The sequence below is a fragment of the Achromobacter sp. 413638 genome, assembly GCF_043119405.1.
In the GTDB taxonomy this organism is placed as follows: Bacteria; Pseudomonadota; Gammaproteobacteria; order Burkholderiales; family Burkholderiaceae_B; genus Achromobacter.
The window spans coordinates 1-24,381 of the sequence record NZ_JBICCO010000078.1 but is presented as its reverse complement, the minus strand read 5'-3'; the positions used below and the strand labels follow the sequence as shown (position 1 = coordinate 24,381).

Genomic DNA, 24,381 nt, shown 5'->3' with positions numbered 1-24,381 from the left:
GGGCCGGAAGCGGATACGACAGGTTCAGAGCGAGTCGCTTCGTGCGGGCTCGCTTCCAGGATCATGCGTATCCTGACAGCGGCGATCATGGAGCACCCGCCGCCTGCGCGCAGGGCGACGGCGCTCAGGACGACACATCGTCGTCCAGATCGGCCGGCAAGGCATCCAGCGTCTCCATAAGTTCGGCGCGCAGGGCCGGCCAGAGCCCGGCGAACACCTCGATGCCTTCCTCGCGCAGCACGTGCTGCAGGCCCTTGCACAGCTCGGCCAGTTCGACGCTGCCCAGCGACAGCAGCCCGCCGCAAAGCGCGTGCAGCTCGCGCCATATGGCTTCCGGATCATGCGTGATCAGGGCGCGGCTGATCACCCCGCAGGACGCGTCGGTGGCCTGGCGCATCGCCACCAGGATGGCCTTGGGAAAAACGTTGGCGCGCGTGCGCCTGTCTCGTGAACCGGCACTGCTGTCCTCGTCGGCGTCCATGCCTGTCTCCATGCTTCGGCGCGCCCGGTCGCGGCCTCAGCCGTCGGCCCGGGCGTCGGTCAGGCCTTCCACGTCCAGACCCTCGACCGTCTCGCGGTAGCGGATCAGGTCGGCATCGCGGGTGATGCCCAGCTTGCGCATGGCGGCCAGCTTCTGCGCGCTGATGGTCTTCTTGCTGCGGTGGAGCTTTTCGGCGATTTCGGTGACCTTATAGCCCTCTCGGAACAGGCGGACGATCTCGGACTCGCGTTTGGACAGGTTCGACGCGGCGCCGGATCCGGGCCTGCGCAGCAGCTCCACGACGGTCGGAGACAGGTACTGCCCCTGGGTCACGGCGGCATGCACCGCGGCCACCAGATGCGACATCGCGTCCGACTTGCTGACCACGCACTGCACGCCGATCTTCTGCATGGCGCGGAACACGGGAGGCGAATCCAGCATGGTCATGGTCACGATCCGCAGTTGCGGGTAGCGGCGGGCCAGATAGGCAAGCAGCGTCAAGCCGTCGCCGTACTGCTGTCCCGGCATCACGTAGTCCAGCACCACCACGTCGTAACTGCCGGCGTCCAGCTTCACGATCAGCTCGGTGGTATTGGAGACCACCGCGCCGACCTGGATGGTCGGCACCGCCGCAAGGGTCTGCGCGATGCCATGCCCGGTGACGGGATGGTCGTCCGCGATGATGACGCTTACTCCGAATTCGTTCATTGATCCCCCCACGCCAACGAGCAGGCGTTTCCCTCGATACCTGTCCGCGCGTCATGCGCGACCATCCACTGCGCTTCGAAACCTCTTGCCTTCCGCATCGAGGCGGCGCCGTCCGGAAGATGCACGTCCGCGAAGGGCCTCGCCTTCATTGCGCCGCATCCGCCCGCGAGCGCTGTTCGCCGGATTATCCGGCATTCCGGCGCGCGGCGTAATGCCGGCGCGGCGCGATCACGGGCGTGGCGCGATGCCTTCTCGCGCGCGCCATTGTCGCCGGCCAGAACCTGCATCGCGGCGGGCTCGTGACGCGCGCCATGCGGCTCGAAGCCATGCGCCAGAAAACTTCGAAATCGCAAAGAGGCATGACCGGCGCGCGGCTCATCCGCGCCGCCAGGAGTATCGATTGACAGCCCAAGCCCGAAAAAAAGGCCCGATGCGGGGCCATGTATTTCCAACGCCATGCACCAAGCCTCTGTCGGATTAACTGTGAGCAAGTGTAGGAACTATCCGACTTTGCTCACATCAGACGAAGACCGATTCAAGCTTAGGTTTAATAAGACTAGTCTTATTAAATTGCGTGGAAATGGCAACTAGGGACATAAGATTCCCACCATCTGGCTCAGGATTTTTCCTATTTTTGGGACTTAGGCCTATGCCTTGAGTCATCCAATCCTGGCTTGCAATGTTGCATCCTGTCGCATTCCTCCCGCCCGCCCGGATTCGCTCCTCCCACGTGGGATGAGCACCATGCGCCGCCGCCCCACGCTCGATCCGACCGTCCTGCGCCGACCGCAAGCGCCTAGGCGCATTCTTTTTCATTCATTTGAACTAGAGATTTGATTCATTCATTTGAATGAACTATTCTGAATACTCCAATCACTAAGAAGGAGCACCCCATGCCCACCCCTCCCGCCCCCCTGTCGATGGCGGAAAGAAGCCGGCGCTGGGACCTGGCCCGCGACATCATGCAGGCCGAGGGCCTGCGGGCCCTGGTTGTCTACGGCGACCGCGAAGCGGCCGCGCCGGCTGGTTTTTCCCCCGATTGCTACTTCAGCAACGACCGCCCCGGATCCATCGTGGTCTTCATCGGCGACGAAGCGCCCAGGGTCTATACCTTCGCCTCGCTGATGATCGCGGACCACATCCAGGCCGCGTTGCGCGGCGACCAGCAATGGATCGCGCCGGAACAGCTGTACGTGGGCAAGACCGGCCGCGACGTCGGCGCCTGGCTGGCCGAGCGGGGGCTGGATGGCAGCCGCATCGGCATCATCGGGCTGGAGCCCTATCCGCCCTTCTACTTCGACGGCGCCGTGCCCGCTCGCACGCTGCAGGGCATGGCGCAGGCCCTGCCCAAGGCGGAATTCGTGCCGGTGTACAAGGCCTTCTTCCGCCGCGCCTCGGTCAAGAGCGAGGAAGAGCTGGGCCTGGTCCGTTACGCGGCCGCCATCGGCGAAGCCATGAGCGAAACCCTGCGAGCCACGGCCAGGCCGGGCGTGAGCGAGGCCGAGCTGGTGGCCGCCGTCACCGCCACCTGCTTCGCCATGGGCGGCTACACCGCCGAGGTCCTGCTGGGCACGGGCCCGGAATATGTGGGCTGGGGGCCTCCGGCCTGGCAGTACCGCTCGCAAGCGCCCAGGATCCTGCGCGAAGGCGACATCGTGCTGTCGGAAATCTTCGCCCTCTACGGCCTGATGGAAACCCAGCACCAGGCGGCCGTCGCGGTCGGCGACGTACATCCTGACATCCTGCGCGCCGCCGACGTCGCCCGCGCGAGCTATGAGGCCGGCGTGGCCGCGTTGCGCGCCGGCAATACCTTCGGCGACCTGGTCGACGCCATGGAAGCGCCCCTGCTGGCATCCGGCGGCTGGCATGTGCATCCGCTGGTCCACAGCATCAACCCCTACGGTCCGGTAGGCTTCGGCACCGCGCCCGGCATAGAATCGCTGCCTGAGGCCGCCCGCTATCCGCAGCTCAGGCCGCTGCCGACCGTCGGACGGGAACTGCCCCTGCAGCCCGGCATGTGCTTTGCGTTCGAACCCAATTGCGGCTTCGGGCGCCATCTGGCCAATATCGGCGGCACGGTGATCGTGGGCGAACAGGCCGGCATCGCGCTGAACGAGAACTCGACCCGGCTGATGCGCGCCGACGGCTGAGGACACGGCCGGGCCGCCCCACGGCGCCCGGCCCATGACGTAGCAGGAAACGAGACCGACCATGAAGACATCGACGACAGAACCCGCCAGCCCCGACCGCGCCGCCGACACGCGCGAGCGGCTGCTGCTGGCCGGACTGACGCTGTTCAGCCAACTGGGGCTGGAAGGCGTGCGCACGCGCCAGCTGTCGGAGGCGGCGGGCGTGAATCAATCCGCCATTCCCTATCATTTCGGCGGCAAGGAAGGCGTCTATGCGGCCGTGCTGGAACAGACCGCGCAGGACATCGCCGCGCGCCTGGACCTGCCCGACGCGCCGCCCGCCACGGCCCGTGTAGCGGCGACGCAGCTGGAGGCGCTCATGCGCGGTTTCGCCACCGCCCTGCTGGATTCCGAGGCCTCCGCCGCGCGCAGCCTGCTGCTGGCGCGCGAACAGCTGCAACCCACGCCGAAGTTCGAGGCGATCCACGCCGGCCTGTTCATGCCCCTGCACGAAGCCGTGACGGAGCGGGTCGCGGCCATCCGGCGGGAAGCGCCGGACAGCCGCGACAGCATCCTGCGGGCCCATGCCATCCTGGGACAGGCCATAGTCTTCGCCGTCGCGCGCGAGGCGCTGCTGCGGCGCCTGGGCGCCAAGCGCCTGACGCGCGCCATGGTCGGAGAGATCGCCGACATGGTCGGCAAGACGGCGCTGGCCGCGGCCCGCGATTGAGCAATCCGCGCGGCGCTCATTCCTGCCGCTGCGCGAAATACCTGCCCGGCGATGCGCCGAACGCGCGCCGGAACATGGCGATGAAACCGCTGGGCGAGGCATAGCCCAGCGCGTCGGCCACCGTCGCCACCGCCTCGCCTTGCGCCAGGCGCTCCAGCGCGTGGATCAATCCCGCCTGCTGCCGCCAGCGGCCGAAACTCATGCCGGTCTCCGCCGCCATCAGGCGTCGCAGCGTGCGCGGCGAGACCGCGCCCCATCGCGCCCAGTCCTCCAGCGAACGGGGATCGTCCGGCCGTTCATAGACCGCGCGCGCGATGCGCGCCAGGCGCGGGTCCGACGGCATGGGCAGGTGCAGCGGCTCGCGCGGCGCGCGCTGGATCTCGTCCAGCAGGACGTCGGCGATGCGGGCCTCGGGCGGCGCCAGTTCGCGCCGGTCGGTCCACGTCACGGCCCGGCGCACCAGCGCCTGCATCAGCTCGCTGATGCCGATCACGCAGGGCCGCGCCGGCAGCGCCGCGCAGGCGGCGGGCGCGACGATGACGCTCCAGCCGCTGGCCGCGCCGCTGACGCCGGCCCAATGGCGCTCCCCCGGCGGAATCCAGCCCGCGCGCTGCGGCGGCAGCAGCCAGGACCCATGCGAGGTGCGCACATGCACCAGCCCGCTCTCCACGCAGAACAGCTGGCCGCGCACATGGCTGTGCCAGTCGTACTCGCGCGAGCCCAGCCGATAAGGGCTGTCCGGATCGTCGCCGCCGCGCAGCGCGATCAGCGCCGGCCCGCCGGCGTCTTCGATGGGCTCGATGGAAGGAGGAATGCGAGATTTGGCCATTTCTCGCTATTTTAAGGCTCAATAGCAATACCGTGATTCCGGCGGCCGGACCTACGCTGTCTCCATCGACACCCACTGGAATCCCCCCATGACCCCTTCCCCCTTCCACATCGCCATCGCCGGCGCCGGCCTGGGCGGCCTGTGCCTGGCGCAGGCCCTGAAACGGCGGGGCATCGCCTTCGACGTCTATGAACAGGACGCCGCGCCCGACAGCCGCACCCAGGGCTACCGCATCCGCATCGACCGGACCGGCCAGGCCGCGCTGGCCGACAGCCTGCCAACCGCGCAACATCAGCTGTTCCTGCAGACCTGCTCGCGCTCGCAGTCGGCCGGGCAGTTCCTGGATCCGAGGCTGTCGCCGGTCGCGGGTCGCCCATCCGACACCTGGAGCGATACGGACGCCGGTGACGACGGCGACGATGGCGACCGCAGCGCGCACCGCCAGACGCTGCGCCAGATCCTCATGCTCGGCATCGAGGACCGCGTGCATTTCGGCCAAGGCGTGAACGGCTATCGGGAACCGGACGACGGCGGCGTCCTGCTGACGCTGGCGGACGGCGCCACGCGGCGGACCGATGCGCTGGTCGGCGCCGACGGCGTGAATTCGGCGATCCGCCGTCTGCGGCTGCCCCACGCCACGCCGGCCGACACCGGCTCGGCCTGCATCTACGGCAAGACGCCGCTGGACGCCGCCCTGGACAGCCGGCTGACAAGCGCCACAAGCGTGATCTTCGGCCCGGACTACGCCATCGTCGTGGACCCGATGCGGTTCCGCTTTCCGACCCAGGCCGGCGCGCTGACGCCGGTGGCCGACTACCTGTACTGGGCCGTCATCGGCGGGCGGGACGCGCTCGGCCCGGACAGCCGCGACGGCGCGGCGCTGCTGCGGCGCATGGGCGCGATGCTGGAACCTGGCACCGATGAACTGAGCGCCATGTTCAGCCAGGCCGACGCCGCGTCGGTCTCCATGCTGCCGGTGCGCAGCGCGCCGGAACTTGCGCCCTGGCCCGCCAGCCGCGTGACCCTGCTGGGCGACGCCATCCACGCAATGAGCCCTGCCGGCGGCGTCGGCGCCAACACGGCGCTGGACGACGCGGCCAGGCTGGCCCGGCATCTGGCTCGCGCGGCGCGGGACGGCGATCTGCCGGCCGCGCTGGCCGCCTACGAGACGGACATGCGCGCCCGCGCCAACGCCGCCGTCGCGGCCTCGTCGCAAGGCGCGCGCAAGCTGGCCGGCGTTCAATCCTGAACCAGCGGCCCCGGAGGCCGGTTGAGCAGGCAAGGCGTAAGGGCTATCCTGCGCCCCAACCCCATTCACCGGCCCGGCTTGCGCGCCTGCCCGCAAGCAACCGGGCCCACACGACAAGCCCGCCTCCATCGATGAAACCCCTGCAAGCATTGATCAACCACGAAGAATCCGCCCTGCCGCTGGTCCAATCCTGGGTCGCCGAGGCGAGAACAAGCTGCGAGATCCTGCCGCCCTCCGAACGCAGCGGCGACGTGCTGCATCGCCTGCAAGTCACCACCCGCTCGCCCATGGGCGCGGTCGCCCACGGCACGGGCGGCCTGCTCATCGATGGCGGCTGGCTGCGCGTGCTGGGGTCCGGGCATCCCCGGCTCACGCGCGACATCGCCAGCTGGAATGCCGGCCGCTCGAACGGCTTCCTGCTGATCGCCGACGATGCCGTCGGCGGCTTTTTCGCCATCAATGGCGGCGGCCTGGGCGCGGACGCGGGCGCCCTGTACTACCGGGCGCCCGACACCCTGGAATGGGAACCGCTGGAACTGAGCTACACCGACTTCCTGCGCTGGGCGCTGGGCGGCGGACTGGAGGAGTTCTACGAAGGGCTGCGCTGGCCCGGCTGGCAGACCGATGCGCAGGCCCTGGCGGGGGACCAGGGCTTCAGCTTCTATCCGTTCCTGTGGACGCGCGAAGGCTCGCCGTCGACCAGTTCGCGCAAGGCGGTGGACGTGGCGGAGCTGTATGCCATGAATGTGGAGCAGGCCGGCGCTTGAGACCGCCGGCCTGCCCCGCTGGAAAGGGCCTTGCGCCCCTCCATGATTACGCCGCCTTGGCTCCCTTGGCGTCCTTCGTCACCTTGGACGAGTCGGCCAGGCCCTTGCGCTGCGCCTCGCTCGCCGCGGCGAGCAGTTCCGACATCAGGTTCTTCGTCTGTGACGAGACCGTGGGCAGCGTGTCGTCGCTGACCAGCTTGCCCTTCGCGTAGGTCTTGACGCGGGTGGACAGGACGCTGGATTCCGTGCGGCTGGCCTGGCTCAGGTTGCCCAGGCGGTCATAGGCCAGGTCGGTCTTGCTGTTCTCCACATCCTCGATCAGGAAATACCGGTAATTCTGCGTCTCCGGATCCAGGGTCAGGTTCAGCTCCTTCTGGCCGGGCAGCGGCTTGTGGAAGCTGGCGACCAGGTTGGTCTCGCTTTCCTGCGACACATTCACGCCCAGGCCCTGCACACCGCTGATGCTGGTGCGTTGCGTGGCCAGGAAGGAGAAACTGTCCTGCTCGCCCGTCCGGTAGGGATTGCTCGCCACCGGGCCCTGCGTGATCGAGGCCGAGAAGTCCGCCATGCCCGACAGCGCGCCGCGATGCGCCAGAGGCACCGCGTCCTTGCTCTTGCCGATAAGGCTCAGCGGCGACGGCGCGGCCGTCTCGTAGCTCTGGTGCAGGGCCGAGAACGCTTCCTTGAAGAAGGACATCAGGGTCTGGTCGCCTTCGCCACGGCTGCGGGCGGCGTCGAACTTCTGCAGATAGCTGGCGACCGCGGCGTCGCGCTGCTGGGCGCTGCCGACCACCGTGGGCTGGCTGGCGTCCACATTCACCGTGGCCACGCCGGTGGCGTTCTTGATCGTCAAGGAACGCTGCGCGGCGTCGGCCTGGAAGCTGATCGAGGCCATGCCCGAATCTCGGGTGGCGATGGCGGTTTCCAACGACACCGAGGCCAGCAGCTTGGAATCGAACTTGGCCAGTCCGGCGACGGCCAGGCGCGGCGGCACCGAGCCCAGGCCGTCGACCGCATCCTGGAAGGACTTGGCCAGGCCGGCGATGGCCAGGCGCTCGTCTTCCGACAGCTCGCCCTCGCTGACGCCGATGTCCACGGCGATGCCGTCGGCGCTGGCGCCCAGCTTCACGTCGACCTGCGTGCCGCTGGCGGTCATGATGCGCAGCGACACGCCGGTGCCCGGCGCGCCGCGCAGCTGGCTGCTCAGGGCGGACGCCGACACGCCTTCGGTCGCGGCGGACGGCAGGATCAAGGATTGCGAGTAGCTGCCGCCTTCCGTGCGGAAGCGGCTCAGCACGGCGTCGGCCAGCCCATTGAAACGGCTGCTGACCGAATTGCGGCCATTGGTCGCCATCGTCGCGGAGATCGCGTCGTTGGCTTCGCGCTGCCAGATGGCGCCGGACGGCGCCATCTCCGCGATGCTGTCGCGGGTATAGGTCAGAGGCTCCTGCTTGCCGCCCAGCGTCACCGTGGTGGACGGCTGCGGCGGATCGACCGGCTGGTTGGCCATTCTCACGCGCGACAGCGCCGGCGACGGCGTCTGGGGCGCGATGACCATCGGCAGGGAGCTCGAGGAAATCGTAGTCATGTCGACAATTCCGGCAAGCCAGGGGGCCAGGGTTGCCCGCTGCCGCCTCCGGAGGCCTCTCGCCTGCTAACGGCAGGCCAGAACCAGAACTTAAGCCCGCGCCGCCGATCCCGCCCCTTTTTTTTGACACCCCTTTTTAGCTGGTCCCCAGCCCCCTGCCTGCCGGGAAGACGGCGCCAGCGCGCGCCGCGTCACCCCCGCCGCAGACGCCTGCGCGCCGGGTCCGGCCGGGGCACGGCGGCGATCAGCTGCCGCGTGTAAGCCTGCGCGGGACTCTCGAAGATCTGGTCGCAGTCGCCTTCCTCGACGATTTCGCCGGCAGCCATGACGGCCACCCGGTCGGCGAAATGCCGCACCACGCCCAGGTCATGCGAAATGAACAGATAGGTCAGGCCATGCTCGGCCTGCAGGTCGGCCAGCAGGTCCAGCACCTGGGCCTTGACCGACACGTCCAGCGCCGACACGGCCTCGTCGGCCACGATGAAGCGCGGCTCCAACGCCAGCGCGCGCGCGATGGCGATGCGCTGGCGCTGCCCGCCGGAAAACTGGTGCGGATAGCGCCGCGCGTGATCCGGCTGCAAGCCGACCCGCGACAGCAGCGCCAGCATGCGCGCCTGGCGTTCCTCGGCGCCGCAAAGCTTGTGGATGACCATGCCGTCCATGATGGCGTCGCCCACCGTGCGACGCGGGTTCAGGCTGGAATAGGGATCCTGGAAGATGGTCTGCACCTGGCGGCGGAACGCCAGCAGCGCGGCGCCGGACAGGCGCTGCACGTCATGGCCGGCCAGCTCGACGCTGCCGGACGTGGGCCGCAGCAGGCCGGCGATGCAGCGGCCCAGTGTGCTCTTGCCCGAGCCCGATTCGCCGACCAGCGCCAGCGTGGCGCCGCGCTCGATCGACAGGCTGACGCCGCGCACGGCCTGCAGCACGCGCGTCGGCCGGCCCAGCAGGTTGCGGGCCAGCACGAATTCCTTGGACACCGCGTCCGCGCGCAGGATGGCGTCGCTCATCGGGTAGCCTGCGCGGCTGTCCCGCGTCCCAGTCGCCGCGCCGGATCGCGCGGCGCGTCCACATCGGGCACGGCCGCGAGCAGGGCCTGCGTATAGGGGTCGCGCGGCTGCGCGTAGATCTGCCCGACCGCGCCCTCCTCCACGATCCGGCCCGCCTGCATCACCACCACGCGGTCGGCGATCTCGGCCACCACGCCCAGGTCGTGCGTGATGAACAGCACCGCCGCACCACTCTGCGCCTGCAGGGTGAACAACAGTTCCAGCACCTGCGCCTGCACGGTCACATCCAGCGCGGTGGTGGGTTCGTCGGCGATGATGAGCCTGGGCGTCAGCGCGCAGGCGATGGCGATCATCACCCGCTGGCGCATGCCGCCGGACAACTCATGCGGATAGGCCCGGGCGCGCTGCGCCGGCTCGCGGATGCCGACGCGTTCCATCAGGTCCACCGCCCGGTCCCAGGCCTGACGGCGGCTGATGCGCTCGTGGATCAGGAAGACCTCGGCGATCTGCGCGCCCACCGTGCGCCCGGGGTTGAGCGCCGTCATCGGCTCCTGGAACACCATGGAGATGTCCCTGCCCCGCAGCGCGTCGCGCTCGCGTTCCGTCGCGCGCAACAGGTCGCGGCCGTCGAAGCGCAGCTCATCGGCGCTGACGCGGCCGGGAGGATCGATCAGCCCCATCAGCGAAAAGCCGGTGACCGACTTGCCCGAACCGGACTCGCCGACCAGGCACACGACCTCGCCGCGCCGCACGCTCAGGTCCACGCCCCGCACCGCGTGCACGGGGCCGTCGCGACCATCGAAGCTGACGGCCAGGTTGCGCACGGTGAGCAGCGCGTCGGCGTGGTGGCTCATCGCCGCAGCTCCGGATTGAGCGCGTCCTGCAACCAGTCGCCCAGCACGTTGACGGCCAGCACCGTGAAGAACAGCGCCAGCGCCGGCACCAGCACGGGCCAGGGATTGGTGTAGAGATAGTCCTTCAGCGAGCCGACCATCTGGCCCCAGGATGGCACCGGCGGACGCACGCCCAGCCCCAGGAAGCTCAGCCCGGCCTCCAGCAGCATGGCGAAGGAAAACGTGAACGAGGCCTGCACCGCGATGATGGAACGCATGTTGGGCAGCACCTCGTGCCAGATGATCCAGGCCGGCCCCGCCCCGAGCGAGCGCGCCGCCTGCACATGCTCGCGCGCGCGGATGCCACGCGCCACGCCCCAGGCCACGCGCGCGAACTGCGGCGCGTACAGGATGCCGATGGTGGCGACCAGCGTCGGCAGATTGCCGCCGATGAAGGCCAGCACCACCAGCGCGACGAAGATCTCGGGCAGGGACACGAACACATCCACCACGCGGATGGCGGCGGCCTCGGCGCGGCGACCCAGGAAGGCCACGCCCACGCCGACGGCCACGCCCAGCACGCCGGCCAGCGCCACGGCGGCGGCCGCCACCGTCAGCGAAACGCGCGCGCCATGCACGGCGCGCGACAGCAGGTCGCGGCCCAGTTCGTCGGTGCCCAGCCAGTGCTTCCAGGTGGGCGAGGACAACAGATTGGCCGCGTCGATCTGGTACGGATCCTGCAGGCCCAGCATGGGACCGAAGGCGGCGGCCAGCGCCACCAGCAGCAGGAAGGCCGCCGCCAGCCAGGCCGGCAGCGCGGCGGACAGCCAGCGCGGCGAACGGCGCGGAGCGGCGTCGACGGAAACGGGACGGGCACTCATGCCGGCGGCCTGCGGATGCGGGGATCGACCATCCCCTGGGCCAGATCGATGGCCAGGCTGATCAGGATGAAGATGGCGAAGATGGCCAGCAGGCTGCCCTGGATGACGGGGTAGTCGCGCGCGAAGGCCGCGCTGACCAGCAGCGAGCTGAGGCCGGGCCAGTCGAACAGCGCCTCGATGATGACGGTGCCGCCCAACAGATTGCCGGCGCGGATGCCGACGATGGCGATCACCGGCACCAGCGCGTTGGGCAGCGCGTGCCGCAGGATGGCGCGGCCACGCGTCAGGCCCTTGGCGCGCGCCAGCTTCACATAGTCCTTGCCCATCACGTCGGTCAGGCTGGCGCGCGTCATGCGCGCGACCACGCCCATGAAGTTCAAGCCGATGGTCATGGCCGGCAGGATCAGCGACAGGCAATGCTGCAGCGGATCGTCGGCGAACGCGACGAAACCGGAGGACGGCAGCCAGCCCAGCCCCAGACTGAACACCAGCACCAGCAGGATACCCAGCACGAACACCGGCGCCGAGAACCCCGCCACCGCCAGCATGCCCGCCGCCATGCCGGCCAGCCGGCCGCGCGCCCGCGCGGCGACCACGCCCAGCGGCACGCCCAGCGCCACCGCGGCCAGCAGGCCGGCGCCGATCAGTTCCAGGCTGCGCGGAATGCGCCGGGCCAGCTCGTCGGCCACCGGTTCGCCCGTGCGCAGCGAGACGCCCAGGTCGCCATGCGCCAGCGCGCCGATCCAGCGCGCGAACTGCGCGCCCAGCGGCTGGTCCAGTCCCAGCTGCGCGCGCACTTTCGAGACCGCCAGCGGATCGCTGCCAGCCTGCTCGCCCAGCATGATGGCGACGGGATCGCCCGGCAGCAGATGGATGGCGATGAACACCACCCCGGTCGCCAGGGCCAGGGTGATGAAGGCCGAGGTCAGCCGCCGGGCCAGGAATGGCAGCATCCGTGGCCGCTCAATCCAGCCACATGGTGGGCAGGGAAATGCCCGGGCTGCTTTCGCTCAGCGCGCCGCCCAGCTGCGTGTAGCCGTGCACCTTGCGCAGATAGGCCTGCGCCTGCTCGCGCCAGTTCACGAACAGCCAGGGACTGGTTTCCAGGATGCGTTTTTCGGCCTCGTGGTAAATCGGCTGGCGCGCCTTGACGTCGGTCTGCGCGCGACCGGCGGCCAGCAGCTTTTCCAGCTCGGCGTCGCGGTAGCCGATGGGCTTGGCCCAGTAGCTGGAATCACCGCCCAGGTAATAGGCGTAGGCGTCGGGATCCGGCAGCTTGACCGACACGCCGTAGATCATCGATTCATAGTCGCCGCGATTCTTGCGCTCGACCAGCGTGGCCCACTCCACCGGCTCCAGCTTCAGGTTGATGCCGGCTTCCTTGAGGTTGGCCTGTATCACCTGCGCCATCGTGGTGTAGATGCCCAGGCCCTGGAACACTACCATGCTCGCGTCCACGCCGTTGGCGTGGCCAGCCTCGGCCAGCAGCGCGCGGGCGCGCGCCAGGTCGCGCTTGTAGGTACCGTCCAGGTCCTTGTTGAAGTAAGGCGAATCGGCGGCCGTCGGCGCGCCGTAGATGGGCTGACCATGGCCGAAGAAGGCGGCCTTGGACACGGCCTCGCGGTCGATGGCGTAGGACACGGCACGGCGCACGCGCGCATCGTCGAAGGGCTTCTTGGACGTGTTGAACCAGACGCTCATGAAGGCGCCTCCGGCCATGTCGACCTTCATGCCGGCGTTGCGGCGCAGCGCGTCGATGTCCTTCCAGGGCACGAAGTCGATCATGTCCAGCGACTGACTGCGCAGCGCGTTCACGCGCGCGTCGTCGCTCTTGATCATGCGGAAGTCCACGCCGTCCAGATAGGGCTGGGCGTCGACGAAATAGGCGGGATTGCGGACCAGGCTGGCGCGCACGGCAGGCTCGTAGCTCTTGAGCACGAAGGGGCCGGTGCCGTTGGCGCTGAGCTTCAGATTGGCGCCGCTTTCCACCCACTTGCGCGACACGATGGCCGCCTCGGGCATGGCCAGCACGGCCAGCAGGGTCGCGTCCGGCGAGGGCTTCTCGACCTTGACGGTGGCCGCGTCGACCACCGTCACCGTGGCGCCCAGCAGGTTCGAGCGCAGCGTGGCGCCGGCGGCGGGATCCAGGATGCGGTCGAGCGAGAATTTCACGTCGTCGGCCGTGACCGGCGTGCCGTCATGGAACTTCGCGCCGGCGCGCAGATGGAAGACGATGCTGCGGGCGTCGGGCTGCTCCCAGCTCTGCGCCAGGCGCGGCACCACCGCGCCGGTCTTGTCGTAGCCGACCAGCGGGCTGTACAGCGCCTCGATCAGCACCTTCCAGGCATTGCCGCCGTAGACGTGCGGATCCAGCGACACGATCTCGGACACGGTGCCGTAGCGCAGCGTGCCTCCCTTCTTCGGCGCGCCGGCGGCGTGGACGCCGCTGGAAACCGCCACCAACGCGCTCACGCCCAGGCCCAGCGCCAGGCGGCGCATCGTATGCAACATCGTCATCACATTCCTCTCGCTCTGATAGGTCCGCCGGCGCGCGGCCCGGCCGTCAGGACGGCAGGGCTTCGACCAGGCGGTCGATTTCACTGGTGTCGTTGTAGTACGTGGGCGAGATGCGCAGATTGCCGCCGCGCACCGCCAGGTCCACCCCGGCGTTGCGCAGGCGGACGGCGATTTCCTGCGCGTCATAGCCAGCATGCTTGAACGACAGGTTCCCCGAGGCCTCGCCCTGCGCCCGCGAGCTGACGATCTGCCAGCCCTTGCGTTGCAGCGCGGCGCCAGCATAGCCTGTCAGCTCCAGAATGTGCGATTCGATGCTCTTGGGCGTCAGCGCCAGCTGGATGCGGACGGCGGCGTCCAGGCCCCAGATGCCGGTGAAATTCGCCAGCGCCTCCTCGAAACGGCCCGCGTTCTGGCGGTATTCGAGCAGGTAATGCATATGGTCCTCGGTGCTGTCGACGCTGTGATAGCCCACGTTGGGAGGATCCAGCACGCCCAGCACGCTCTTGCGGCAATAGAAGAAGCCGGTGCCCACCGGCGCCAGCATCCATTTGTGGCCGCCGACCGACAGGAAGTGGATGCCCAGCTTTTCCACGTTCAGCTGCAAGGCGCCGGCCCACTGGATCGCGTCCAGGTTCAGGTATACGCCGCGCTCGTTGCACAGGTTGGAGGTGGCCTCCAGATCGTGGCGGAAACCGTTGGAGAACTGCACGGCGCTGAGCGACACCAGCCGCGTGCGGTCGTCCATGAGCTTGCGGATGTCGTCCACCAGGATGCGACCATTGCGGTTCTTGACCCAGCGGATGGTGACGCCGCGCGCGGCCAGCTTCATCCAGCAGTACACGTTGGACGGGTACTCGATGTCGGGCAGGATCAGGTTGTCGCCGTCGCGCCAGGGAAAACCGTTGGCGACGTTGACCAGGCCCTCGGTGGTGTTCTTGACGAAGGCGATCTCGTCGCGATGCGCGCCGATCAGGCGGCCGATGCGGGCCTTGATGGTCTCGTCGGCGTAGCGGCACCACTCGGGATAGGAATTGCGTCCATGGTCGCGCACGTCTTCCATGTACCGGTTCACCGCGGCCACCACCGGCAGGCTCAGGGCGCCGATGGACGCGTTGTTCAGGTACGCGCGCTTGTGCTTGATGGGGAACGCCAGGCCGATATTGCTCCAGTCGAGCAGCTCGATGCCGTTGCGTTCATCGGGGAACAACGCCGCGGGGCTGCCCACGGATACCTCTTTCTCTTGGATATTCACGCCGCGCCTCTTTCATCGAAAGTTGAGCCGATCCTAAGATCGCGTGAATTCATGCGTCAATTTCGTTCGGAGTATTGATTCATGCGGATTTGTAATGGATCATCGTCGCGCTGCCTGCTTGCCCAATCAGGGCAAGGCTTTGCGCTTTTTTGCGTTCACGCCTGATTCGCGCCTGATTTACACCTGACCACGGGTTTTCCCCTATGCGAATGAACCGCCTGCAAGCCCTGCGCGCCGTGATGGAGACCGGCAGCGTGACCGAAGCCTCACGGCGCATCCACCGCACCCAGCCCCAGATCAGCCGGCTGATCTCGGCGCTGGAAGCCGAGGTCGGCTTCACGCTGTTCCTGCGCCAGGGGCGCGGCCTGGTTCCCACCCACGAATGCCTGCGCTTCTATGAAGGCACGCGCCACATCCTGGCGGGCTTCGAAGAGGTGTCGCGTATCGCCAGCAGCATCCGCAACCAGCAGGACGCCTGGCTGCGCATCCTGACGCAGCCCTATCTGGCCTACAGCGTCACGCCCGCCGCCATCGCCGAGTTCTCGCGCCTGCATCCGCGCGTGAAGGTATCGCTGGAAGTTCGTTCGCGCGTGGAGGTCGGCCTGTGGATGTCCGGCCAGCAGTTCGACCTGGGACTGGCGGCGCTGCCCATCGATTTTCCCGGCATCCGCTCGCGCAGTTTCGCCGACGTGCGGCTGGTCATCGCCATGCCCGAACACCACCGGCTGGCAGCCAAGTCCGTCGTCACGGTGGACGACATCAAGGACGAACCCTTCATCGCGCTGCGCCCTTACACGCTGCTGCGCAAGCACATCGACGACCTGATGGAGCAGCGGCGCCTGCCGCTGCACATGGTGATGGAAACCTCGTCCGGCCAATCGGCCTGCCAGCTGGCCGCGCTGGGCGTGGGCGTGGCGCTGGCCGACCCGGTGCTGGCCGCCAAGGTGCCCGGCATCGTGCTGCGGGATTTCGAGCCCAAGCTGACCCTGCCCTACGGGTTCCTGCTGCCCAACGCCTATGCGCCATCGGAACAGGCGCGCGAGTTCGCTCGGATCTTCGTGCGGCTGGTGAAGGAGACCGCGCCGCAGCGGGTGGAACTGGGCGAATGCAGCCTGGATGGGAACGCGCTATTGCCCTGAAGCGAGCGCCGAAGCGCGGACCTGTCCGACGATCGCCTGTCTCCCGCCAACAACACGCGGCTCGCGCGGGATGGATCTGGCGGCGCCGCCGTTCGCGGCCTTTGCCGGCGATTTCCCTGGCATTTTCTTGTTATATCCGTCTATCGCACGGCAATCCGCTCACGCCCGCCCGGGCTTGAAGATTCGACGAAAGAATTCGTCAGAATCATCCTTAATCCGCTAATTACAATTTTTTAATAATTCTTTCAACCTGCCGTCAACCGAGCAGGCGAATGGCCGGCGTCCCATTCCGGAGGCGCGGCCGGACATTATTAAAAAATAAGGAGCGGGCCTTGAATCACATATACCGGCTGGTATGGAACAACGCTGTGCGTGCCTGGCAGCCCGTTTCCGAATTCGCCGCGCAGGCGCGCGGCGGCCGCGCGTCCGCCGGGCTGTGCGCCCCGATGCGCTGGCCACGCCATGCACTGGCCGTGGCGCTGGCGCTGGGCCTGTCCGGCTGGAGCGGGATGGCGACGGCGGCCAACTGCCGCAATAACGGCGGCCTGAGCTTCATCATCTGCGACACCCCGGCCAACCCGCTGCAACCGTACTACAGCACCTTTACGTCAAACGCCACGATCACCGTGACTTCCGCCGGTAGCCTGGGCGTCGGCCTGACCATGAGCGGAACCGCCCTGGGCATACAGGGCCAAGGCGTGACGCTGGACAACAGCGGCAGGATCGATCCCTTCACGCTCGGCACGACCCGGTCGATTGCGTCGAACGGCGTCGCCTTCACGGCGGCCGGCGGCAGCATGCAGACCATCATCAACCGGGCGAACGGCATCATCGGCGGCGCCAGCGGCGACCACGCCCCGACGCTTACTGATCTGACGGGCCTCGCGCTCGCGGTGCAGAATGGCCCACTCGGCACCACCACCATCGAGAACCAGAAAGACGGCAAGATCACAGCCGGCATCATCGCCAGCAGCACACGGGCCGTCCTGGACGCACCCGTCATCGCCGCCTACGGCGGTGGCCAGGTGAATATCACCAACGACGGCACGATCATCGGCCGGGTCGCCCTGCAAGGGCCGATCATGCCGGGCGCCCCGGGCAACACCTTCATCAACGCCGGCAGCATCCAGGGCAGCGTCTCGATGGGCGCGGGCGGCGTCAATGTATTCACGGCACGGTCCGGCTCCAGCGTGACGGGCAGCGGCAACCCGCTGGATCAGTACGTCGGGTCCGCCCCGGGCCTGCGCTTCATCGCGCCAGGCAAGGTCGACGGCGGTGGCGCCGGCAGCACGCTGGTGCTGGAAGATCCGGCGGGCAACGGCCTGTCCAACAACGTCTCGAGTTCGACCTACACCAACTTCGACAACCTGACCGTCAACAGCGGCAACTGGCGCCTGACGGACGGCCCGCTGGTCATGCCGAGCGGCGCCGTCACGCTCAAGGGCGGCGTCGCCACCGTCGACAACAACGGCGTATTCGGCACCGGTGTCATCAACGCGCAAGGCGGCAGCATCGCCTCGTCCGTTTTCCGCTCGACACTGGCCAACGACATCGTGCTGGGCACGGGTGGCCTGACGACGAGCGACGCCAACCAGCTCGTCCTGTCCGGCAAGCTGTCCGGCACGGGCGGCCTGACCGTCGCGGGCACCGGCCAGGTCACGCTGGGAGGGGCCAACGACTACAGCGGCGGCACCACCGTCCAGACCGACGCCACCTTGCTGGGCGACAACGGCAGCCTGCAAGGCAACATTCACAACAACGGCCGGCTATTCTTCATGCAGTCCAGCGCCGGCACCTATGGAGGTGTCCTGTCCGGTACAGGCACCGTGAACAAGAACGACGCGGGCACGCTGACGCTGACCGGCGCGAACACCTCAACCGGCACCTTCGCCGTCAACGGCGGCACGCTGGCCATCGGCGCCGGCGGCAGCCTGTCCAGCAGCGCCAAGGTATGGCTGGGGGCCAACACCGCCTTCGACCTGAGCGCCGCCGGCGCCCAGACCATCGGCGGGCTGAGCGGCACGGGCAACGTCACGCTGGGCGCCAGCGCACTGACCCTGGCCGGCAGCGCCTCAAGCACCTACGGCGGCGTCATCTCCGGCACCGGCACGCTGACCAAGACGGGCACCGGCACACAGACGCTCGACGGCGCCAACCTCATCACCGGCGGAGTCACCATCAACGGCGGCACGCTCAAGCTGGGCACGAACGGCAGCCTGGCCCCCAATGCCAGGGTCACGGTCGATACGGGCGGCGTCTTCGATGCCTCCGCCGCCCAATACCAGACCCTGGGCGCCCTGAACGGCACCGGCGGCGAGGTCAAGCTGGGCGGCATAGTCCTGACGCTCGAAAGCGGCTCCTTTGGCGGCACGATCTCGGGCAGCTCCGCCGCGCTGATGAAGACCGGCGCCGGCCTGCTTGAACTGAACGGCGCCGCCACCTACGACGGCCAGACGATAGTCAACGGCGGCACGCTGATGGTCGGCGGGGCGTCGGCCTATTCCACGGCGCGCATCAACGGCGACGTCTACGTAGGCGGCGGCAAGCTCGGCGGCTTCGGCAAGGTCGATGGCAATGTGACCGTGGCCGCCAATGGGTATCTGACGCCGGGCGCGCCGGGAGGCGTATTCACCGTCGGCGCCCTGACGCTGGAGCAGGGCAGCACCGCGCAGTTCAGCCTCGGCGCGCCGGGCGCAGACTTCGGCACGCCCGGCGCCGGCCACAGCGTGTCGGTCCTGGGCGACCTGACCCTGAACGGCGCGCGCCTGGACATCTTGAACGGCGGCGGCTACGGCCCCGGCCTGTACCGGCTATTCGACTACACCGGCGCGCTGACGACAACCAATGGCGGAATCACCTCCACCGTGGCCGGCCAGACCATCCAGACGCTGTCCGCAGCCAAGCAGATCAACCTGATCAACACCGCGGGCATGCCGCTGGCATTCTGGAACGCCGACGGACTGGCCAGCCCGACCCAGATGGGCGGCGGCTCCGGCGCCTGGTCGGCCACCAACCCGAATTGGAGCAACTTCAACGGCAGCGCGACCGGCGCGCGCTATCCCGTTGACGCCTTCTCCATCTTCGGCGGCGCCGCCGGCACCGTCACGATCGACAACACCGCCGGCGCGGTGCTGGCCCAGGGCATGCAGTTCGCCAGCGACGGCTACCGCCTGAACGGCGACCCGCTGACCCTGGTCGCGCCCGCCGCCGGCCAGCTGAGCGAGGTGCGCGTGGGCGACGGCGGCGCCAGCTCCGCCGGCTGGACCACGACCATCGACAACGTGCTCACCGGCAACGGCCTGAACAAGACCGGCACCGGCACCCTGGTGCTCAACGGCGCCAACACCTACACCCAGGGCACGCGCCTGAGCGCCGGCACGCTGTCGGTGTCTTCCGACGCGAACCTGGGCGCCGCCTCCAGCGGCCTGGACTTCCAGGGCGGCACGCTGCGCGTCACCGGCACCGCCATGCGCAATCTCAACCGCGACATCACCTGGGGCGCGGCCGGCGGCGGCTTCGACATCGCCGACGCGGGCAACACCTTCTCCGTGAACGCACTGCTGACTGGCAACGGCGGCCTGAACAAGCTGGGCGCAGGCACCCTGGTGCTCACGAACAACAATACCTACACCGGCACCACCCGGGTCGCCAGCGGCACGCTGCAACTCGGCAACGGCGGCTCGTACGGCAGCATCGCCGGCGACGCCATCGTCCAGGCCGGCGCCACCCTGGCCTTCAACCGCTCCGGCTCGCTGGTCTACGGCGGCACGCTGTCCGGCGCCGGCGAGCTGCGCAAACAGGGCGAAGGCACCCTGATCCTGACCGGCAACAACACCCTGACCGGCGTCACCCGCATCGACGGCGGCACGCTGCAGATCGGCAACCGCGGCAACACCGGCTCGCTGACCGGCGACATCGTCAACAATGGCGAGCTGCTCTTCAGGCGGTCGGACAACTGGACCTACGCCGGCTCGCTGTCCGGCTCGGGCGCCACCGGGATTCTGGGCGACAGCACCCTGACCTTGCTCGGCAACAGCAGCGCCTATACCGGCACTCTCTCCGTCTATTCCGATAGCGCCCTGCAGGTGGAAGGCAAGCTCGGCGGCACGGTGAAGACCAGCGTCCGAACCGTCCTGTCCGGCACCGGCACCCTCAACAACGTGGTGCTGACCAGCGGAATACTCGCGCCGGGCAATGCCGCCAGGCCCATGGGCACGATGAAGCTGCGGGGCGACCTGAGCTTCGGGCAGTATGCGTCCTACCGCGTCGCCGCCTCGGCCGACGGCCAGCACAGCAGCGTCCAGGTGGGCGGCAAGGCCACGCTGGCCGGCTCCGTGGTGCACGTGGGCGCCAACGGCAGCTACGCCCCGTCCACCACCTACACCATCCTGACCGCCGACGGCGGCGTGCAGGGCCGCTTCGGCAAGGTCTCCAGCAACCTGGCCTTCCTCAACCCCACGCTGGCCTATGACGACCACCGCGTGGACCTGGTCATCAAGACCAAGGAAGTGCCCACCGACGACGGCGGCACCCGCCCGATCGAGTTCGCCGACGCCGGCAACACCAGCAACCAGCGCGCCGTCGCCCGCGCGCTGCAAAGCCTGCCCAAGGACAGCCCGCTGTACCGCCGCGTCATGAACCTGCCCAACGGCGCGCCGGCCGGCGCCTTCGACGGCCTGAGCGGCGAGACCCACTCGACCTCCGCCACCATGCTGCAGGGCGCCGCCAACACCTTCGTGCAGGTGCCCATGACGCGCCTGCGCGCCAACCTGAACGCCGGCATGCTGCCCGGCGTGCCCACCGCCCAGCTCGGCCTGGGCGACGCCGCCGCGCTGCCGCAGGCCGCCGCGCAGCCGCTGTGGGCGCAGGTCTTCGGCAACTGGGGCACCATGCGCGGCGACGGCAACGCCGCCAAGACCACGCAAACCGACAGCGGCATCACCATCGGCGGCGACCATGCCATCGGCGGTGGCTGGCGCCTGGGCGGCGCGCTGGGCTACACCAACAGCCGCAGCAGCACCGGCGAGCGCGGCGCCAGCGCCAAGGCCGACAGCTACAGCCTGACGATCTACGGCGGCAAGGCATTCGACCTCGGCTCGGCCAAGCTCAACTTCAGCCTGGGCACGGCCTACACCTGGCACGACATGTCGACCCGTCGCAACACCGACGCCGCCGGCCTGCCGCAGACGCTGGAAGCCAGCTACCGTGGCAACACCGCCCAGGTCTTCACCGAGCTGGGCTACGCCATCCCGGTCACCGAGCGCGTCACGCTGGAGCCGTTCGTCGGCGCCGGCTACAGCAGCCTGCGCACCCGCGCCTTCACCGAGTCCGGCGGCGACGCCGCCCTGCGCGGCGACAGCAACCGCAACAACGTCGCCACCACCACGCTCGGCCTGCATGCACGCAGCGTCTTCGAAAGCGCCGGCGCGCGCGGTCAGGTGCATGGCACGCTGGGCTGGCGCCATGCCTACGGCGACGTCAACCCGGCCAGCACGCTGTCCTTCGTGCAGGGCGGCGGCTCGTTCACGGCCAACGGCGTGCCGGTGGCCCGCGACGCGGCCCTGGTCGAGCTGGGCGTGAACATGGACGTGAGCAAGCGCACCACCGTCGGCGTGACCTACGGCGGCCAGTTCGGCAGCGGCAACCGCCAGCACACCGGCACGCTGGACGTGCGTTACCGCTACTGATGGCGGCAAGGCGGCCGGCGCCTGCGCGCTGGCCGCCATGACGGCGGCCCGTCTGCCTGACGCAGCACGGGCCGCCGGCTTTCAACCCGCCTGATCCAGGCGGTCGGCAAACCAGTCGCACACGAACGCGGTTCTTTCGGCCGCGTGGTTGTAGATCGTGTGCTCGCCATCTTCCCAGACCTTGAGCGTGCCCAGCGCGGGCGGCGCGGCATCCAGGAACGGTTGCTGGTCCGCCAGCTTGATCAGCGGGTCCGCGCCGCCGTGTATCACCAGTAGCGGGCAGCCGATGCGGTCGCGCCGCGCATCGAAGCGCATGCGGACGAAGTTGGCGGCCACGGCATCCAGGTCGGCGCTGCCCAGCATCGCGGCAGCCTGTTCGACGAAAGTGCGGAACGGCAGCAGCGAAGGCGCGGCCAGCGCGCCGTTCACGCAGCAGGCGGCAATGCGCGGATCGGCAGCCGCCGTCGACGCGGCCCACAGGCCGCCCACGCTATTGCCCCAGATGCCGGCGCGGCCCAGCGACGGATCGCCCACGACGCGATCGACAAAGCAGCGATACGCCGCCGCCATATCCACGTCCACGTGGATACGCTGCTCCAGCCGTGTTTCCCCCTGGCCCGGCCCCTCGGCCAGCAAGGTGGCGAGTCCCCTGGCCGCCAATTGGCGCGCGATCGGCCAATAGGCCATGCCCCAGCCGCTCTGCCCGCCGAATACGATGACCGTGCCGCGCGCGGCGCGCGCGGCGGGGCGGACCAGCCAGCCGATCAGACGCGCGCCGTTGAACGGCAGCTCCACCCGTTCCACCGGCAATTCCGACAGCCCGGCCAGGCGCCGCGTGGCCGCGCTCAGCCGCGCATACAGCTGCCGCTTGCGCGGCGTGTCGTCGTTGTAGGCCATCTGCGCGAACAGCAGGCAGGCGATCGCCTTTTCCTGCGCATCGCGGGCGGTGACGGGATGTCCGGCCCGTTCGGCCTGGCCGGCGCGCGCGAACTGGGCCTCGGCCAAGGCCTCGGCCGCCATGTCCCAGGGCTCGCCCTGCGCCGTGCGCGCGTGCAGCGCGATGGCGTCGGCGTAATCCATGCCACAATCGAGCAGCCGGGTCACGGGCATGGCCCGTTGCAAGGCTTGCGCGGCGGCGGATATCTCGGTGCTCATGCTGGCTCCTTCCTTCATGCCGCGCGCGCGTCCGCCGCCGATTGCGTCCGCCCGTCCGCCCGCCAGTACAGCTGGCGGCGCAGGTCATCGACCAGCGCGCCCAGATCGTCCAGCGTCGCTACCGACCCGAACACCGCGAAGTCCGGCCGGCTGAGATAGGCCTGGATGCCATGCGCATCCAGGAACGCCTGCTGGTCGCCGTCCAGGTCGACCACCGCGTCGCGACCGGCGCCATCGACCGACAACACCGCGTAACGACACCCGAGCTGCTCCAGGAAACGCAGCTGGCTCTCATCCAGATGGCGGGCCGGATGCTCGCGGGCGACGAGCTGGAAGCCGTAGCCGATCACTTCGTCCAGGCAGCCTTCCGCCGCGCCCTGGCGCACGCGCCCCTGCGGCGCGGGCGCTCCCGTCGCCGCCGCCAGGCCGCCGTCGCGCCCGCGTCCCAGCACGCCGTGCTCGATCCTCGGAAACGGCGGCATCGGCGGCACCTGGCCGGCGCGGAACGCCGCGTCGCGCTGGGCGACCTTGTCGAGGTCGTCCTCGTTGACCACCTGCCCCAGGAACAGGGACATCTGCGTGATCGCGGTCACGTGCGGGCGACGCTCGGCCTCGTAGCTGTCCAGCAAATCCTCGGACGCGCGCCCGCTCAGGACCAGGTCCAGTTTCCACGCCAGGTTGATGCCGTCGCGCATGCCGGAACAGGCGCCCTGCCCCATGTACGGCATCATGGTGTGCGCCGCGTCGCCCGCGAGGAACACGCGCCCCTCGCGCCAGCGCTCGGCGATGCGCGTCTCGAAGGTGTAGACCACGTGGCGCAGCAGCTTCAGGTCGTCCGGCCCCAGGCCGTAGCGTTCATGCAGCCAGCGCCAGCCGGCGTCCTCCTGTTCCCAATCGGCCGTTTCCTCGCCCGGCAGCACGCGCAGCTCGAAACGGGTGCGCCGCGTGCCGATCGGCATGTGCATGTAGGCGCGCGCCGGATCGCAGTAGATCGTCGTGCGGGCGCAGGCCGCGCCCAGGTCGCGCTGGTTCTCGGAATCCAGGTTGAGCCAGCGCTCGTTGTAGCCGAAGTCGCTGCGCTCGATGCCCAGCGTGCGGCGCACGAAGCTGTTGGCGCCATCGGCGCCGATGACGTAGCGCGCGCGGAATTCGCGGGGCGCGTCCGTCCATTGCGCGTCCTGTCCGCCGCGCCGGGGATGGGCGGACAGCGTCACGCCCTGCTCGTCCTGCTTCAGCGTGTCGACTTCCCAGCCGCGCAACACGGTCACGTTCGGGTAGCCCTTGGCGCGCGCCTCGACGGCATCCTCGATGTCGGGCTGGTAGATCGAGATGTGCGCGGGATAGCCGCAGGCCCGCCCGGTCCAGTTCAGTTCCAGCAGCAGATCACCGGCCGCGTCGCGATAGTGATAGGTGTCGACCGCCTTGG

19 protein-coding genes are annotated in these 24,381 nt (G+C 69.0%); 6 read left to right on the top strand and 13 right to left on the bottom strand.

All coding sequences use genetic code 11. The features are described 5' to 3' along the window. Positions 1-124 precede the first annotated feature (124 nt). The 3 genes from ACEU5R_RS24900 to ACEU5R_RS24890 are packed head-to-tail and all read right to left on the bottom strand — an operon-like array spanning position 125 to position 1,647. Positions 125-481, bottom strand: a complete 357-nt coding sequence (locus tag ACEU5R_RS24900) for an Hpt domain-containing protein (protein WP_392412365.1) — start codon at positions 479-481, stop codon at positions 125-127. A 36-nt stretch (positions 482-517) separates the two neighbouring features. Then, positions 518-1,189 carry a response regulator gene (locus tag ACEU5R_RS24895; RefSeq protein WP_103276105.1) on the bottom strand — a complete coding sequence of 224 codons (672 nt, stop codon included), beginning with the start codon at positions 1,187-1,189 and terminating at the stop codon, positions 518-520. Next, the gene (locus ACEU5R_RS24890; RefSeq protein ID WP_392412363.1) at positions 1,186-1,647 is read right to left on the bottom strand and encodes a hypothetical protein; all 462 of its coding nucleotides are present in this window, start codon (positions 1,645-1,647) and stop codon (positions 1,186-1,188) included. Before ACEU5R_RS24890 ends, ACEU5R_RS24895 begins: the two co-directional genes overlap by 4 nt. A 435-nt stretch (positions 1,648-2,082) precedes the next feature. Here ACEU5R_RS24890 and ACEU5R_RS24885 point away from each other — a divergent pair, with 435 nt between their 5' ends. Further along, positions 2,083-3,339 carry a M24 family metallopeptidase gene (locus tag ACEU5R_RS24885; protein ID WP_392412362.1) on the top strand — a complete coding sequence of 419 codons (1,257 nt, stop codon included), beginning with the start codon at positions 2,083-2,085 and terminating at the stop codon, positions 3,337-3,339. A 61-nt stretch (positions 3,340-3,400) separates the two neighbouring features. Next, entirely contained in the window at positions 3,401-4,048 is a 648-nt protein-coding gene (locus ACEU5R_RS24880; protein ID WP_103276107.1) for a CerR family C-terminal domain-containing protein, read from the top strand. Positions 4,049-4,064: 16 nt separating this feature from the next. On the opposite strand, the gene ACEU5R_RS24875 is transcribed toward ACEU5R_RS24880, so the two are convergent. Continuing rightward, positions 4,065-4,877 (bottom strand): AraC family transcriptional regulator, encoded by an 813-nt coding sequence (locus ACEU5R_RS24875; RefSeq protein WP_392412360.1) that lies wholly within the window; start codon positions 4,875-4,877, stop codon positions 4,065-4,067. Between the two features lie 88 nt (positions 4,878-4,965). Between ACEU5R_RS24875 and ACEU5R_RS24870 the strand changes: the two genes are divergently transcribed. Both ACEU5R_RS24870 and ACEU5R_RS24865 read left to right on the top strand, forming a co-directional pair. After that, positions 4,966-6,126, top strand: coding sequence for an FAD-dependent oxidoreductase (locus ACEU5R_RS24870; RefSeq protein WP_392412358.1), 1,161 nt, complete (start codon positions 4,966-4,968; stop codon positions 6,124-6,126). 131 nt (positions 6,127-6,257) lie between these two features. After that, a complete protein-coding gene (locus tag ACEU5R_RS24865) occupies positions 6,258-6,893 on the top strand; it encodes a DUF2625 domain-containing protein (RefSeq protein ID WP_103276110.1) in 636 nt (211 codons plus the stop codon). A 46-nt stretch (positions 6,894-6,939) separates the two neighbouring features. On the opposite strand, the gene ACEU5R_RS24860 is transcribed toward ACEU5R_RS24865, so the two are convergent. The 7 genes from ACEU5R_RS24860 to ACEU5R_RS24830 all read right to left on the bottom strand — a co-directional run bounded on the left by ACEU5R_RS24860 (position 6,940) and on the right by ACEU5R_RS24830 (position 14,974). Then, positions 6,940-8,481, bottom strand: coding sequence for a hypothetical protein (locus ACEU5R_RS24860; RefSeq protein WP_392412356.1), 1,542 nt, complete (start codon positions 8,479-8,481; stop codon positions 6,940-6,942). Positions 8,482-8,672: 191 nt separating this feature from the next. Beyond that, positions 8,673-9,491, bottom strand: coding sequence for an ABC transporter ATP-binding protein (locus ACEU5R_RS24855; protein WP_392412354.1), 819 nt, complete (start codon positions 9,489-9,491; stop codon positions 8,673-8,675). Beyond that, on the bottom strand, positions 9,488-10,345 hold the full coding sequence (locus tag ACEU5R_RS24850) for an ABC transporter ATP-binding protein (protein ID WP_392412352.1): 858 nt from the start codon (positions 10,343-10,345) through the stop codon (positions 9,488-9,490). Before ACEU5R_RS24850 ends, ACEU5R_RS24855 begins: the two co-directional genes overlap by 4 nt. Next, the gene (locus ACEU5R_RS24845; RefSeq protein WP_233772559.1) at positions 10,342-11,205 is read right to left on the bottom strand and encodes an ABC transporter permease; all 864 of its coding nucleotides are present in this window, start codon (positions 11,203-11,205) and stop codon (positions 10,342-10,344) included. The genes ACEU5R_RS24850 and ACEU5R_RS24845 overlap by 4 nt, the downstream gene beginning before the upstream one ends. Further along, on the bottom strand, positions 11,202-12,158 hold the full coding sequence (locus ACEU5R_RS24840) for an ABC transporter permease (protein ID WP_392412350.1): 957 nt from the start codon (positions 12,156-12,158) through the stop codon (positions 11,202-11,204). Before ACEU5R_RS24840 ends, ACEU5R_RS24845 begins: the two co-directional genes overlap by 4 nt. 10 nt (positions 12,159-12,168) lie before the next feature. Continuing rightward, positions 12,169-13,722: an ABC transporter substrate-binding protein gene (locus ACEU5R_RS24835; RefSeq protein WP_392412348.1), complete on the bottom strand. Its 1,554-nt coding sequence runs from the start codon at positions 13,720-13,722 to the stop codon at positions 12,169-12,171. Between the two features lie 46 nt (positions 13,723-13,768). Next, a complete protein-coding gene (locus ACEU5R_RS24830) occupies positions 13,769-14,974 on the bottom strand; it encodes an aminotransferase class V-fold PLP-dependent enzyme (RefSeq protein WP_392412346.1) in 1,206 nt (401 codons plus the stop codon). Between the two features lie 209 nt (positions 14,975-15,183). On the opposite strand from ACEU5R_RS24830, the gene ACEU5R_RS24825 reads away from it, so the two are divergent. Both ACEU5R_RS24825 and ACEU5R_RS24820 read left to right on the top strand, forming a co-directional pair. Then, positions 15,184-16,113, top strand: coding sequence for a LysR family transcriptional regulator (locus ACEU5R_RS24825; protein WP_392412344.1), 930 nt, complete (start codon positions 15,184-15,186; stop codon positions 16,111-16,113). Between the two features lie 332 nt (positions 16,114-16,445). Next, positions 16,446-21,800 (top strand): autotransporter domain-containing protein, encoded by a 5,355-nt coding sequence (locus ACEU5R_RS24820; RefSeq protein WP_392412343.1) that lies wholly within the window; start codon positions 16,446-16,448, stop codon positions 21,798-21,800. A gap of 81 nt (positions 21,801-21,881) precedes the next feature. Here the strand turns inward: ACEU5R_RS24820 and ACEU5R_RS24815 are convergent, their stop codons facing one another. Next, the gene (locus ACEU5R_RS24815; RefSeq protein ID WP_392412342.1) at positions 21,882-22,955 is read right to left on the bottom strand and encodes an alpha/beta hydrolase family protein; all 1,074 of its coding nucleotides are present in this window, start codon (positions 22,953-22,955) and stop codon (positions 21,882-21,884) included. Between the two features lie 14 nt (positions 22,956-22,969). After that, on the bottom strand, positions 22,970-24,381 hold a 1,412-nt coding region (locus tag ACEU5R_RS24810), incomplete at its 5' end, for a bifunctional 3-(3-hydroxy-phenyl)propionate/3-hydroxycinnamic acid hydroxylase (protein ID WP_392412341.1).